The organism is Wolbachia endosymbiont (group A) of Cydia splendana, assembly GCF_947179475.1.
In the GTDB taxonomy this organism is placed as follows: Bacteria; Pseudomonadota; Alphaproteobacteria; order Rickettsiales; family Anaplasmataceae; genus Wolbachia; species Wolbachia pipientis.
In genome coordinates, this window is record NZ_CAMXBP010000002.1 from 1 (window position 1) to 15753 (window position 15753).

General features: G+C 33.5%; 8 protein-coding genes and 3 pseudogenes. 2 read left to right on the forward strand and 9 right to left on the reverse strand.

The window, feature by feature from the left end; genetic code table 11:
• Window positions 1–423 (forward strand): transposase (locus tag OM961_RS05695; RefSeq protein WP_264339607.1); only part of this gene is annotated, 423 nt, incomplete at its 5' end.
• Window positions 424–542: 119 nt separating this feature from the next.
• Here OM961_RS05695 and wmk (OM961_RS05700) read toward each other — a convergent pair.
• From wmk (OM961_RS05700) to wmk (OM961_RS05735), 8 genes and pseudogenes are all read right to left on the reverse strand, one after another.
• Window positions 543–1445: a WO male-killing family protein Wmk gene (gene wmk / locus OM961_RS05700; RefSeq protein ID WP_264339074.1), complete on the reverse strand. Its 903-nt coding sequence runs from the start codon at window positions 1443–1445 to the stop codon at window positions 543–545.
• A gap of 49 nt (window positions 1446–1494) precedes the next feature.
• Complete coding sequence (gene wmk, locus OM961_RS05705) at window positions 1495–2409, reverse strand: WO male-killing family protein Wmk (RefSeq protein ID WP_264339073.1); 915 nt, start codon at window positions 2407–2409, stop codon at window positions 1495–1497.
• Between the two features lie 87 nt (window positions 2410–2496).
• Window positions 2497–2877 (reverse strand): hypothetical protein, encoded by a 381-nt coding sequence (locus OM961_RS05710; RefSeq protein WP_405196803.1) that lies wholly within the window; start codon window positions 2875–2877, stop codon window positions 2497–2499.
• A gap of 198 nt (window positions 2878–3075) precedes the next feature.
• A pseudogene (locus tag OM961_RS05715) lies at window positions 3076–3859 on the reverse strand (hypothetical protein); the annotation flags it as partial.
• 106 nt (window positions 3860–3965) lie between these two features.
• A complete protein-coding gene (locus tag OM961_RS05720) occupies window positions 3966–4628 on the reverse strand; it encodes a JAB domain-containing protein (protein WP_230609182.1) in 663 nt (220 codons plus the stop codon).
• A gap of 171 nt (window positions 4629–4799) precedes the next feature.
• Window positions 4800–5027 (reverse strand): annotated as a pseudogene (locus OM961_RS05725) (WO male-killing family protein Wmk); the annotation flags it as partial.
• A gap of 195 nt (window positions 5028–5222) precedes the next feature.
• A complete protein-coding gene (locus tag OM961_RS05730) occupies window positions 5223–6176 on the reverse strand; it encodes an IS110 family RNA-guided transposase (protein WP_264339072.1) in 954 nt (317 codons plus the stop codon).
• A 211-nt stretch (window positions 6177–6387) separates the two neighbouring features.
• Window positions 6388–7069 (reverse strand): annotated as a pseudogene (gene wmk / locus OM961_RS05735) (WO male-killing family protein Wmk); the annotation flags it as partial.
• A 120-nt stretch (window positions 7070–7189) separates the two neighbouring features.
• Here wmk (OM961_RS05735) and OM961_RS05740 point away from each other — a divergent pair.
• Window positions 7190–8107, forward strand: coding sequence for an Rpn family recombination-promoting nuclease/putative transposase (locus tag OM961_RS05740; RefSeq protein ID WP_264339071.1), 918 nt, complete (start codon window positions 7190–7192; stop codon window positions 8105–8107).
• A 337-nt stretch (window positions 8108–8444) separates the two neighbouring features.
• Here OM961_RS05740 and OM961_RS05745 read toward each other — a convergent pair whose 3' ends face one another.
• A complete protein-coding gene (locus OM961_RS05745; RefSeq protein ID WP_264339070.1) occupies window positions 8445–15746 on the reverse strand; it encodes an ankyrin repeat domain-containing protein in 7302 nt (2433 codons plus the stop codon).
• Window positions 15747–15753 lie beyond the last annotated feature (7 nt).

A 15753-nucleotide genomic window follows, 5' to 3' on the forward strand; every position in this document is an offset into this window, starting at 1 on the left:
TTTATAACTAATGTTCCAGAAAATAAAATTAGTGCTGAGCAAGTATTAACGATTTACAGAGTAAGGTGGCAAATTGAGTTATTATTTAAATTGTATAAAAGCCATATCAGGCTTGATAAGCTAAAAGGAAAGCCATGCAGAGTATTATGTGAACTATATGCTAAATTGTGCGCAATTCTTATATTTCACGGCATAGTTGGTTGCACAGAAGTGAAAAAGAATACAGAACTTAGCTTAACAAAGGCATTTATTGAGCTAAAAAGGCGGGTTAGAGAGTTATTTTTAGTATTAACCAAAATTAATAGTTTAAAAGCATTTCTTAAAAAACTCACTATAACTTGGTCGCGATTTTCATTAAAAGACAAACGTAGAAGGGCTAGAGTATCCACTTTAACCTCTCTAAATTTGCTCACAATCTCTTAACTTGACGCGTATGGGACAATCAAAAAGTGATAGAGAAATTCTGCATAGAAGTGTTAAATATATAACTATCTTTACTTATATCTTAATATAATATTTCTCAGTACCGTCTTTAACACAATTCAATTTTCACACTCATCAGCAGTTAGGCCACTTGCTCGCAAAATAACATCAGTAGAAACACCTGCCTTTGCTAGATTTTTCGCAACTTTGATTTTTTCTATTTTTTTAACCTTTTCTTTACTATCCTTCATACTCCTAGATAAAAATTTTACTAATCCATTCACTAATTCCTGCTCTTCAGTTTTTCTTAGTAAAGTGAGTAGTTCACTATCTTCATTTGTTTTAGGTAGCAGAACTTTAATATTCACTGATAATTGTTCTGCTATTTGATATAATTTGTCAAATGATATGGCAGTGTATCCTATTTCATACTCGTGTATTTCCTTGAGCGTTAAATCAACTTTATTCGCCAAATCTTTCTGAGTATACCTTTTTATCAATCTCCATTCTCTTATTCTTTGCCCTATTCTGTAGTATATAGAATCAGTGCAGACTTCTTTCTCTGTATTATCATACTCGTAAATAGATAAGCCGGTTGCTTGGGAAATTATGTCAACTGAAACCCCTTCTTTCACTAGATTTTTTGCTATTTCCAACCTTGCCTCTTCTTGATTAATTTTTTCGCTAATATGAACAAACCTGACTAATGAAGGTACTATTTTGCCTAACTTTTGATTCTCGTATATTTTCGTTAGATAGAGTATTTCCTCGTCTTCATAGCTGTCTTCCCTTACTATTACTGGTTCAGGTAATAAATCTACAACGTCAACTGATAATACTCTTGCTATTATATATAGTACTTCAATTGGAATAGGAATATACCCATCTTCATAGCTGTTTACTTCTTGGTATGTTAAACCTATTTGACTTGCTAATCCTATTTGAGTATGCCCTCGCATTAACCTACAATTTTCTATTCTTTGCCCTATTCCGTAACTAACATTGCTTGCAGAAACAAACATTTATCCTCCATTTAAGAAAAAAACTTTATTGCTATAATTTTTTTACGAGCTATCCATCTAAAACCATATCAATAGATAAACCTACCGCTTGCAAAATAGTATCAATAGAAATTCCCCCTTTTACTAGATCCTTTGCAACTTTAATCCTTTCTATCTCTCTCACTTTCTCCTCACAAATACGTATCCCTTCAAACAAAGATTTTATTAGTGCATGACGTAGTTCTTGGCTCTCAATTTCTTTGTATTCTTTAATCAAATTCGGTAGCTCATTTTCCACTGTACTACCTTCATCTTTCTCTATTAGTAGATCTGTAATATTAATCGATAACGCTTCTGCCATTTCATATAATTTATCAAGTGGAACAGCAGTCCTTCCTTGTTCATAGTTGCTTATTTCGTCACGTGTTGTATTCATTTTCTCTGCTAAATCCTTTTGAGTATACTCTCTCACGAGCCTCCATTCTTTTATCTTTTTTCCTATTTGGCAGTATATAGAACCAACTTTTTCTTCAATACATTCATCAGCAGGCAGACCAATTGTTTTTGCAACAATATCAACAGAAACTCCTGCTTTAACCAAACCCTTTGCAATTTTTATTTTTTCTGATTTTTTACTACTTTTTTCACTAACTTTGACAAATTTAGTTAATAAACAAAACATCTTACGTAACTCCTGATCATTAATCTTTTTATATTCTCTTACTAGATTTAATATTTCTCCTTCCTCATTTTTAAAGCCGATTTTCTCCTTTGATGCAGTAATGAGATCGGTAATACTTACTGACAATGCACCTGCTATAGCGTACAACCTTTCGATTGAAATTCTACGGTTCCCTTTTTCATATTGAAGTATTACCCAGTACTTTACACCAAGTTTCTCTGCTAAATCTTTCTGAGTGTACCCTCGCTCTAACCTCCAATTTTTTACTTTTTGCCCTACTTCATAGTCTAAACTTCTTTCCACAAAAAGAACCTTGCATATAATATTTTCTATTATAGCTCAAAGGCTCCAGATATAATAGCTAGACTCTGGAACCTTTAAATTGATGAATTAAAGTGCCCTACAAGTTTCTTTACTATTTTCACGTACTTTGTCTGCCCATGAAAACAATTTTTCACTTACTTCCTTCTGCTTTTCACTCCATATGCCACATCTAGTGAAACTACCTTTCTCTACTGCTTCTTTAAGTTTTACTCCCCCGAAAAGGCAATTTTTTCCAATTTCTTCCCCTATTTGTTGTAATTCAGCCCACATTTCCTTGTTTTCTACTCTGACTTGTACTTGATCATATTTTTTTACATCGTGGTACAATATAACATTTAGCTTACCAATGCTTGTAGGAAATTCTAACACAACAGAGCTACCATCTGATACATCAACGTAATTTCTTGCACCTCCTTGCTCCCTTCTAACCCTTACTATTACCCACAAATATAAATGTTTGTTGCATAGCTCTTAATGGCATAACTTTTGCTTGAAATAACTGTTTATATGGTGCAATTTACAGCTTTTAGTTGCTAAAATTATAACTCTTAGTTTAATAATTTTAATCTAATAAGCTTTCAGGTTAATAAAATTAAATTATTTGAGTAAATACAATATTATGTTTTTATTTGTGGGTAATAGTAAGCTTCTAACCTCAACTGCATCATTGCCAATTTTTAAAATATTACTTCCTAACTTTCTGTTTGCTTCCAGTATTTTGGCTACCTCTACCTTACTATTCCCAGAAAATTCTATATACGATGTTGTATTATCTATCTCAACATCTATTAATTCTCCTTCTTGCACAGCATTTTCGCCAGCTTCCTCTAGCTCTTCTAGTTGCTTATCTATCTGTGGCTGAACTTCTGGCTGTAGCTCATTATAGATTTCACCTATCAGTTTATTCTGCAGTAGAGTATCATGAAACTCTGCACCACTTAGCATTAATTTACGTATTAGCTTTTTACGATCAGCCTTATCAAATTTATGAAAATGTGTGCCCAGTATCACATATTCCGCGAAGCTCCATTCTCCATCATTACATGCATTTAGCCTTGCTCCAGAAGCTAGTACTTTGTCTATAACTTTGTGCAATTCATTTACGTTTTTTGCCTCTACTATAGAACTCTTAAACCAGCTCAGCTTCTCTGTATTTGGCTTTATTTTTTGCAAAGCTGAGGCAAATAGATTTTTATCTTCTTGATCACTTACAGGTTTTGTGCCATATATAATCAAGTCCTTTTCCATAGTTGATTTTGTTTTCGCGAACGTTTCTGCTAGGGAAAGGCATTGTATCTTCCAGTTTTATCTCCTTCTGGCTATTAATTTTACTCACAAATTTAGACTGCTCTATATCAACGCTTTCAAGAGCACCAAATATTTTCTTGTGATTAACATTAGTCTTTTTATTCTGATCTTTACTAGTCATATAAACCTCATATTAAAAATACTTTTTAAGTGTACAATAAACTTTGTTATTATACATTATATTACTCATTATAAATTAATATGAGTAGATTTGCAAATACTTTCTGCTATAACAATCCGTTTTCTCTAAAGCTAAAATAACCCCCACTTGTAATGATAATATGATCAAATAATCTAACGCTTACAGTACTACATGCTGCTGCTAAGCTCTTTGTTACTTCTTGATCTTCTTCTGAAGGTTCTAAACTTCCCCCAGGGTGGTTGTGTGACATTATTACTAATGTTGCATTCTTTATTAATGCTTTTCTTGTAATTTCCTTTATGTATACTGGTGCTTTTTCCATTTCACCAATATAGGATTCTTCTCCAATTAGTTGACGCCTTTTATTCAAGTACAGTATTTTTACACATTCCCTTTCTGAGTGGCCTATACTTACGTTTAAGTACTCTACTAGCCCTTGTAAGTCCATTATTGGCTCACTTTTGAGCTTTTCTCTCAGTACCCTTTCTAGTGTTTCCTTAACACACATAATCATTGCTACTGCAGAATCAGTTACTCCTTCTATAACTTTCAGGTCATCCATTTCTCTACCTAAAATCCTTCCTACTCCTGCATAAGTATTCACCAGATTTTTAGCAATTTCTTGAGCTTGCGGCCTTTCATGTACTGCACTTAAAAATGTTTCCATTATTTCACGATCAAGTAGTGCTTTGCCTTTGCTTTCTAATATTCTGAATTCTATTTCTTCTTTATTCTTATTATTATTCATATAATTTACCCTTCACTAACAACAAACTTTTTTTAGATATTTACTGCTGTCTTTTTATCAGCATTGGCATAAAGCCATAGCTTTCGAGTGAAGTCAAATCAATTTTTCAATCTTTTTTGCTTATTTTTTCATTAAGAAGTGAATATATTAATATATGATGATTTTTTTATTTTAAACTTGTTGAATTTCGTCTAAAGAGATTCCTACAGTTTGCAAAATAATGTTGATTGGAATTACTCCTTTCACTAAATCTTTTGCAATTTTCATCTTTTCTGCTCTTTTCACTTTCTCTTCGCAAATTTGTATGCTTTCAAACAGAGATTTTATTAGCGCATAGCGTAATTCTTGACTCCCAATTTTTTTGTATTCTTTTATTAAATCAGGTAGCTCATCTTCTACTATCTCATCAACTATGTTTTTTAAAAAATTTTTTATTGTGTAATTTTGCAACTTGATCCAATCATGTAGGTAATAAAAATCCATTCGTCATAGGAATAGAATTTTATGTCAAACAGCTATTGCCTGCTTAAGCCAATGAATATGTGAATAAGTACTTTAAGTTTGTGTGGACGTACTTATTCACAATATTCATTGTCAGTTGCTACTGTGTGAAGTAATTGCTGCTTTAAGTCTTGCATTAGCAATTACTATAATTTTACGCATAAGAGCTGTTATAGCCACCATCTTCTTCTTACCACTTTCAACAAGCTTAGAATAAAAGGCACCAAGTACAGATTTTGACTTTGTAACAGCTATGGCTGATATGAAGAGCTTTGAACGAACATTACTTCTACCGCCCATAATCCTTCGGTAACCAACAGCTTTACCACTTTCCTTAGGATGAGGTGCTACTCCGGCAAGACTTGCTACTTCTTTTCTACTTAAGTAGCCAAGCTCTGGCATTAAACACAAAAAATCTTGTGATAACTTTTTGCCTATTCCAGGAACTGTTTTAAGGATTTTTTGACGTTGTTGTAGCTCATGGCTTTCATCAATAATTTTTTGTATAGTGTCATTGAGTTCGTTTATTTGATTATTGAAAAATTCAATGGTCTTCTGGCAACTTTCCTTTATATGGTCATTTTCAGGAGCTTCCAGTCTACACTTTTCCTGAGTTCTCATTTGCGTAATGTCATCACGACGTTGACACAGTGCAGCTAGAGTTGATTGTTCTTTTGAAGTAGGTACAAATAGAGAGAGAGTTTTATGGCGTTCACATCCGTATTGAGCAAGAGCCATCGCATCTGATTTATCAGACTTTGCTAAAGTTCCGTGAGACAAGATAAAACTTTTTACTTTTCGAGTATTTGCTTGATGTACTGCAATATTCTTGCCAACAAGAAAATGTGATAAACCAAGCTCATATTTGCCCGTATTTTCTAAAGTTACCAAAGAATTAGGTAAGATATCTGAAAACTTTTTAAACAACAGTTGCCAACCATCAGCATTATTGTCGAACTTGATAATGTTATTTTGGTTGTAAACTGCAGCAACATTTTTAAATTTTCCGATGTCAATGCCAATAAAATTTTGATAAGATGTAACCATAATAAACCTCGATAGTTTTAGTTAATTTAAGATTGTAAACGGGCGTATATATATTTCCCAAACAACTATTCAAACGTATCGAGAGATAGGGCTAGTGTACCTTGATACAAACGGTTGTAATACCAATTGGTTTTCGGTCGCACACGCCCGTGATAACTCTATTCCTATAGTGAGTAGAGTTATCTTCCCTCTTACTTCATTTATATCATGTTTTTAACTTACAATCTTCCTCTATGAGCAGATCTGTAATGCTAATTGATAATGTTTCTGCTATTGCATATAATTTTTCCAGTGGAATGGCCACACGTCCTTGCTCATAGTTGCTTATTTCGTCACGTGTTGTATCCATTTTCTCAGCCAAATCCTTTTGAGTATACTCTCTTCCATTCTTTTATCTTCTTTCCTATTTGGCAGTAAATAGAACCTCCTTTTTCTTCAACACATTCATCAGCAGAGAGACCAATTGTTTTTGCAACAATATCAACAGAAACTCCTCCTTTAACCAGACCCTTTGCAATTTTTATTTTCTCTGCTTTTTTACTACTTTTCTCACTAATTTGAACAAACTTGGTTAGTAAACAAAATATCTTACGTAACTCTTGATCATTAATCTTTTTATATTCTCTTACTAGATTTAGTATTTCTTCTCCCTCATCTTCAAGACAGATTTTTTCATTTGATACAGGAATTAGGTCTACAATACCAATCGACAATATCTCTGCTATAGCATACAACTTTTCAATCGAAATTTTACGTGTTCCTTTTTCATATTGTAGTACTACTTGATACGTTACACTGACTTTCTTCGCTAAATCTTTTTGAGTATATCCTCGCTTTAACCTCCAGTTCCTTACTTTTTGTGCTATCTGATACCTTATTGAGATGTTTGCCATAAATATTATACATGTTAATACTACCAAACAAAGATATACAAAAACTTCTATGTTTGCATTTTAGTTGAATATTTCTTCACAATTGTGTATAATTATTAATGCTTTTTATCTTACTTTCTCATGGCTCTTTCTAAGTTTCTCGATCCAAAGCTGGACCTGACCTTTAAGAAAATTTTTGGTACTGAAAAAAATAAGAATATCCTTATCCATTTTTTGAATGATATTTTGGGATTTACTGAAATAAATACTATACAAGATGTCGAATTCCTTAGCACCATTATGGATCATGAAATTGCCTCTGATAAGCAGAGTATTGTTGATGTCCTGTGCAGAGATTCCACTGGGGCCAGATACGTGATTGAGATGCAACTCGCTCGTGATAGAGGCTTTGAAAAACGCGCTCAACTTTATGCTGCTAAGGCTTACTCGAGGCAAGCTGATAAAGGTGGTAAGTATATTGATTTAAAGAAGGTTTTCTTTATTGCTATTTCTAATTGTAATTTATTTCCTGATAAGCTTGATTATATATCTAGCCATACCATAAGAGATGAAAAAACTAACGAGCATGACTTAAAAGATTTTCAATTTATCTTCATTGAGCTGCCAAAGTTTCCTAAAAGCAGGGAAGAGCAGCTAGAAAATGTAATAGACCGTTGGCTATTTTTCTTTAAATATGCAGAAGAAACAACTGATGAAGATTTGAGAAGAATAGCAGAAAAATCACCAATAATAAAATTAGCATATGATGAGTTAGATAAGTTTCATTGGAATGAGAAGGATCTCCTAGCTTATGAAGAAAGGGTAATGGATTTACAGAAAGAAGCTGCTATCTTGGAACAAAAACTCGATGATGCTACTCACAAAGGTAGACAAGAAGGCATCCAAATCGGCCATGAAAAAGGCAGAGTGGAAGGTCGCAAAGAAAGGGATATTGAAGTAGCCAAAAACTCACTCAAGGCCAGTGTCCCTATAGATGTTATAGCTCAAATTACCGGTCTCTCTCATTCTGAAATTTTACAACTCAGGGAAAAAACATAAATACTACAACTTATTCACTTCAACATTTATGAAAATCTTTCCTCAGTTAAACATATCCTATAATTAAGAGTCTAATGAACTGTCTAAAACAGCTATAAAGATTGCACATAGAATTATATAAATTACTATCATAACGTTACCCAAACTTCTATATCAAAGCTATGTGCTATAAGTTCAATATGGAAAACACATTAACCACTTAGCATTTAATGTCTACTTCATCCATTTTAGTATTAGGACCATCAAACTTGGTCTGGTATCCCTAATTATTTTGGCTACCTTCACTTTAAATTTTCCACTACTTGGCATTTTATAGCTGCACCTCTTATATTATAACCTACCTATTGATATTACCTCCAAGCTTAGTTACTCCTATCTCAGAAAGACAAGTTGATACTTTTGAATGGCTGTGAACTGAAGCATTACTTAAATAACTTTGAGGCTCTAAACTCATTTGCTTTGCACCATCAACTTCTAATGTACCATCTCCATTGTGTAATATCTGCTGTATTGATTGATTTAGTACAACATTTAGCCTGCTATTAAACTCTACCATAAACTTGTCAAGCTTCTTCGAACTTAACTTACCAGGACATCCTGCTTCTCTACCAGGACATGCTTTCTCTAAATACGAACTTAAAACTCCTGAGATCTCATCAAATTTACCACTCATGATTTTCCCTGTAACTTCTTTCTGTATTTCCACAAAATCAATATTCAATCGATGCATTGATACACCACTTTTTAATCCAGCTTGCTCTACTACTTTCTCAAATTCCTTTGTAATATTGAGTGTATATCCCTGTGCCTCTAGTGGGGATATAGACTGACCTACTGTAGAAATATACTTTTGACCTGTAACTTTTCTAATTAATAAATCAAGTAACATTATTGTACCATTTACATCAATTGGTGCACTAATTTGTGAGATTGAACTTTGAGTGAATGTTTTCTCAGGTAAAGCAGCTCTAGAACCTAATAACCCACCTATAGAGCTCTTTACCCAACCAAATAAATCATTTATCCATGAAGATGGCTTATTCCCTACACTTGTAGCTTTTTCCTTGTTATAGCCTGTATCATCACCCTGCAATGAATTCTTTGACACATCTTGCCTAGCTACTATCTCAGGTTGATTACTTAAATCTATAGCAAGAGGTTTATGTGATAAGTGACTATGATGACGATCGTGATCCCCATGATGATGACGGCGTTTACGTTGTACAGGTTTTCCTCTTTCTCTTTCGATCCCTTCTAAATATTGCACAACACTATCATGTCCTTTATCTCTAGCAATATCTAGTGGTGTTCTGCCATATCTATTCTTAATACTAATGTGTGCTCCATTCTCCATGAACTTTTTTACTGTACTCAAGTAGCCTTCCTCAGCAGCCTTATATAGAGGGGTGCTACCATAGTCATTCCGAATATTAATATCAGCATTGTTCTCTATGAGCTTCCCTACTACATCTAAGCGACCTTCTTTAGCAGCCAAATGCAGAGGAGTACGATAAAAATTGCCATCTCGGGCAGCAATATTAGCCCCTCTCCTTATGAGCTCTTTTACTACATCTGAAAAACCTTCTCCAGCAGCGCAGTGTAGAGGAGTTTCATCAAAGCGGTTCTTAACATCAACTCTAGCACCGTTCTCTATGAGCTCTTTTACCATACACAAGTAACCCTTTTTAGCTGCTAGGTGCAGAGGAGTATTACGATCATTATTTCTGATGTTAATATTAGCACCTCGACTTACAAGACTTTTAATTTTACCAGAACAGCTATCTTGTGTCGCATTTGACAATTCTCTATCTAAATCCAATTGTGCTTGTCTTAAAAACTCTACTATGTCTCTACAATTCCTTCGAATAGCCAAGCTTAAAGGCGTTTGGCCATACATATCTGTAGCGTTGACATTAGCACCTTTATTAAAAAGAAGCTTTATTATATCCAAACTGCCTGCTTTAACAGCAAGATGCAAGGGTCTTTCATTGTATGCGTTTCGAGACTCAATATCAGCGCCTTGATCAATAAGAAACTTAGCTATGTCTAATTTACCCTCCTGAATAGCCCAGCGCAGAACATGAATGTCTTTATCTCTGATGCTAAAATACCCTCTATTAAAAAGAGTTATGACTGAGTGCAGTCTACACATTTGAATAGCAATGATAGTTAAGTATAAATACCTTAATTCATCCCCACCTTCAAAATTAGTACTTTTAATTAAATGTTTAGCTTTATTAAAATTATCTTTCGCTATAACATTGAGCACCAGTTTTTTTAATAAAATTACTTTTTCCTTATTAAACTCCACTATAACATCTTCTGGATTACAAATAGAAGTTATACATTTTGAGTTAGAAACCACTGCATCATTAAAAGCAAACATTATTTCTTTTGCTGGCTGATAAGTATTCCAATTTTCTACTTTTACAAGAGTGTTATTTTTATGTGATAGCAATAAGATATCATTCATAACTTTCATATCGAAATTTAATATAGACTTATCTTTTAAATCAACTAAACCAATATCATTTTTGTTAACAGGTTGGTTATGATAAATCTGTAACCCTTGCTCATCTGGTTTATAATATCTGAAAGAACTAAATTTATCAGCTCTTTCTCCAAATTCTCCTGGTTCCACAATTCTATTATTTAGCCTTATGGATAAATCCCAATTTTTATGAACAAAAGAATAATAATTCGATATTGATAATGCCCCTCTATCTGATAACAATAGCAAATCATTATTTAGCTTCAAAAAAAGCACTTTATCTGAATCAAACGTGAAACAATTATGATGATTTAACAGGTCAGTACCATTAACACTGAATCTTCCATCTACTTTAAAGCTATGAGAACAATAATCACGCTCTAGTTCCCCATTTTGAAATTTGTAATATTCTTTTCCGTCAAATGTAACTGTAACATCTTTATAATCTGGTAGCAAAGTTACATGTAAATCATTTTTGTTAACCTTTATTTCTCCTTTATCATTTCCTATAAATTGTATATCGCTTAATGTACAATTTAATTGGCTAAAATCTAGTATACCATTTGCTTGAGCAATCGTAATATTAGCGTTTCTGTTATCGAAGAGATAAAGATGACTTATATTACTTGGAGCTTCCCAGTAAAAATTATGATGCTCTTTATCAGGATAAAAAATATGATTGCTAGAGCCACCTATAGTGCTATGATAATTGGCGCTTGATAATTGCTTTGTAATACTAAAGTTTGAATTGTCTATTTTTCTTAAATTATCCAATTCATCATCTAACACAACGTCATTACCTACGCTTTTTGTTACATGTAAGTTTGTTACTACACCAGTTTTATTGTCTACTTTTGTCGGAGTTACAAACGAACCATCTGCTGTTTTTACCAATATCTGTTTATCTATACTTATAAAAGCTCCACTTTTATTATAGATGGTTGTTATATTATTAGTATGAGTGATATTACCTATATCACTAAGATTTATTGGTAATAATACTAAACCCTTTCCATAAATAGAATCACCAAAATAACCCTTTATTGTAGTAAAGTTCTTTGCTGTTATTACATCATTGCCACCTTTACCGTCTGTATAATCTGCATAAGAAACTTTTATATGATTAGCTTTGTTGCTGCCAACAATAGAATGTATGTTTATTGAATCTGTAGTAAGATTACCTTGTGTTATGACTATGTTCTTTTGCCCATCTGCCCCTAAATCACAAGAAAACTTTCCTGCTATGTAAAAGAAATTTCTACCTGGATTATGTACCTTACAGCTATCCAGCGACTTTTCAAAATAGTACCTATTTTCTATCTTATCTCTCCTATCTCGATCACCATTTAAAATATCCTTTTCTTGAAAAACAACATTAATATTAGCATCTTGAGATAGTATATGATACATGCTCCCATACCCACGGGAATTTGTATTTCTATATATAACCGCATTATAACAGTCGCTAGGATACTCTTGTAAAAACCACTTTTCAAATGTTCTATTCAATAATACGTTGCTATGATCATATAAACTATCACATCCTGAACCAATTCCATTTACAACACAGTCAGTACATGAAGGATTATCAACTTGTACTTTAACATCACTATCACGTGGTCCGCAAACGACACTATAACTCTCAATGTTTGTAGGAACCACCCTAGAATTAATATCACTGATATGAAATGGATGTGTAACATTTGTATTGAATCCAAAACCAAACTTAGTATCAACTATTTTTGTGTTAGTACGACAGTAAACTCTGAAGAGTTGTATTTCCGCATCACCACGCTCCTCCTTTGTAGCCAATATATAAGGCAATGACATAACTATTTTATCATAATTATTTTTATATTGGCTTATAAGCTTTGATACATATTGTTTATATATACTTTCTGCTTCTATGTCATCTTTTATATAATCTGGTACTTTTTTACCAAGAAAGAAATCCCAATAAAGATCATGTCTCTCCTGATCTGTAAGATTCATTTGTTCTGTTAATTTTTCTACTTCAAGTCCTGCTTCTACAAACTGTGCTATAATGATTACAGCAACTGAAACAGCGGCACCAACTGGACCAGCAAATTCTCCTATTATTCCAGCTTCCATACCTATAGCTGACATTGTCTCAGTAACAACCGCAGGTACATCTGCAGCTATAAAAATGGAATTAGTTGCAATGTTTAGGTCAGCAATCTTTATATCTACTGGATCTGTTGCACTCTGATGAGCCTTTATTGACTCCGCTAACCCTAAAAATGCTGCAAAATTACCTATAGCACGTCCCATAACTGGCGCAAACCCCTTTAGCATCTGAGAATCAAGCTTTGTTCCTAACTCTAATATCTTTCCAGAGATTTTTTCGCCAATCTTTGGCATTACCCAGAGATTTAATGCATCATAGCCTAATCCTTCTATGTCTCCATTTACTATATGTTTACCAACTAAAAACATTGTAAAGGCAAAACCTGCACCTTCTGCTACTTTTCCTATTTTTTCTGCTACTCCATATCTTCTCAGGATATTTTCTATTTCTTCTTTATTTTCTACATTGTTCTTCATTTCCTTCACAATATCTCTAATCTCTGGATCTATTGAATTTAGATCTATATTTTTGAGCTTTACTATAAGAGCTTCTTTGATACTTGGATCTATAGTTCCTTCTTTGAACATCTGATCAGATACCTTAAAAAGTTGATCATAAAACTCAATGCTTTTTGCTCTTTCCCTCATCTTATCAGTATTGAATAGTTCTTTCATAAACTCTTCTTTTCTCTCTTTCTCTTCAATGCTCTCTTCATCATTCGAGTCTATGCATAATACATCCACATTTCTCACTCTCCTTCTCTTGGGGCATCCAGCAAGTGGAGATCCTGGTCTTTTCTTTTCAGGAGAGCTACTGGAAGTATGGTCAACTTTAACATCCTGCGCGCTTACCTTGATTACATTATTCTTGTCTCTGGCTCTAATATTGAAAACCATAGCTACATGCTTAGCTGTCTTTTTATCAGTGAAGGACCTGAGAACTTTATATTTCTCACTCAGCTGTTCTTTTGCTTGCTTTAGTTTACTATTTGCATCGTTATCACTATTAGCAAGTTTTAACTCTATGATAATTGGATCATCTTCTATGAAAGAGTCATCATTTTCTGATAGTTGTGTAAAAGATAACGCTAGGTCTATCCTCCCTTGTGGAGATGCATTAGATTCCATATACACTCTAATCTCTTTACCATCTTCAGTTTCTTCATTTATAAATAAGCCTTGTATTATTGCTTGAAAGTCTATTTCTTTTTTGATTAATCCCTTGAAAGGAAACAAGACTTCCGCTAAAGGAGACAATGATTCTCCTAGTTTCCTATCACTTCTTTTTTTGTCACCACTTGTTCTTTCTATGTCAATACTTTTCCGTAGACCTTTAACTAAATTACCAACCTTAACATTCTCTATCTTTTCGAATTGACCCTGAAACTTACCTTGAGAACTACCAGAGACTTTTTCTATATTTATACCCTGATAATAAGATTTATCTTCTTCCCCTTCTACTTCAAATCCATCTGGTTTATGCTGTACTCCCGTGTTTATTGTTACATCAATTTTAACTGCAGAATTGATTCTCAGCCCATCAATTGGGGGAGTCCTTTTACTATCAGATTCCTTTTTCCCCCTAAGTGCTCTCTGCTCACCACTACGTTCTATAATATTTAATATTACTGCCTCACTCTTGGCCTGGTTTGATAGCACAAGTGTGGTAGCTTCTCTTCCTATACTTTCATCTTGATTCGTATAAGTAAAAATATATTTATCTAATTCATCATCGTCTACAGCTAAAACCTGCCCAAATACTAATTTACTCAAATAATGGCGATTATGGCTCTGAATTGAATGATATAAATTCTTCAATTCACCCTTTAAAACATTTTTAATTTCACTTATACGATTCTGATTGAACCTTTTCATCTCTTCTAATAATCGCTGCAGGAAGCCTTGCGATTGAAAAATCTTAGCTTGTTCTGTCTTTACTTCAGCACAACTCATCCCTAATATAACCGCCTCTTCTGCTTTAGTTCTAACGCTTAGGTTATATAGGTAGCCTTTGTTCTTGATCTGTGCTATGGCTTCATCAGCAGTATGACCTTCTCCTTTAAACTCAACAACTACTGGAATAGGTTTTGGGTTCATCCTGTCATTTGTACCTTTTCTCGTACGTGACATAAATATCAGATCTGCACGTCCATTACCTGCGGTACGTTCAGCGTAACAGTTAAGATCATAGCGATATTTAAAGTTTAATGCTAAAGCTCCATAGTGAAACCCATGATACGCTGCTTCTGAATTGCTTAGCGAAAATTTTTCTTGATTATCTCGATATACGCTAGCAAATTCTTTGAAAATTTTTTCCGTACTACCTATTACTTCCTTTATATCTCCATTAGAAAGCTCTTTAAATGAATCTTCTAAGTTTATAGACTGAGCTACACTAATCTCTTTAAATTCGTTATTAACCTGAGATTGAGAAGATGCTGCTATCTTAAATTTTTCTTTTACTCTACCTATCTGCCATTTATGTAGTCTGAATGATTTATTGCCTGGTTCTCCTTCAGTACAAATACGGAACACATGTTCATCTACGTTATCTATATCAGAAATACCCAATTTTCCCGCTATTTCCTTAAGTTCATCGTCACTATAACGATACTTATCTTCTGGATTTCTACCACCTGTAATTCCATCATTCGTAAAAACTCTAAGGGCTACTTGCTTCTTTCCATCTTTTTTAAGAGAAAAACATAGCTTTACAACATTAGCTTTACCTTTTTTTCTACTATCTTGTACACCAACCTCAGTATGCTTAACATATACCTTATCGATACCAAGCTTTTCTACTAGCCCACTTTCAGGAAGTATTAAAACTGAACCTAAAATACCATGAATAAAAAACTCTGGATCAGACGTCGAGCCAATATCTGGAGTCTCACTAAGAAATAAACTAAACTTTTCAGCAAACCCTACGGGCTTTTCTTTATCCACCGCAAGAATTGGATTACCTTTATCGTTACCTAAGTTAATTGGTTCTGTAAGTAACAATTCTATTAATTCAGGCTTATGTTTAATGTGTTTTGTTTTAGCTGTTGCTTTTGGCACTTTTCCA

Excerpts from the sequence above, each read along its gene's own strand:
- OM961_RS05740 (WP_264339071.1), top strand. The coding sequence starts at position 7,190 with ATGGCTCTTTCTAAGTTTCTCGATCCAAAGCTGGACCTGACCTTTAAG.
- OM961_RS05720 (WP_230609182.1), bottom strand. The coding sequence starts at position 4,628 with ATGAATAATAATAAGAATAAAGAAGAAATAGAATTCAGAATATTAGAA.
- OM961_RS05730 (WP_264339072.1), bottom strand. The coding sequence starts at position 6,176 with ATGGTTACATCTTATCAAAATTTTATTGGCATTGACATCGGAAAATTT.
- wmk (WP_264339074.1), bottom strand. The coding sequence starts at position 1,445 with ATGTTTGTTTCTGCAAGCAATGTTAGTTACGGAATAGGGCAAAGAATA.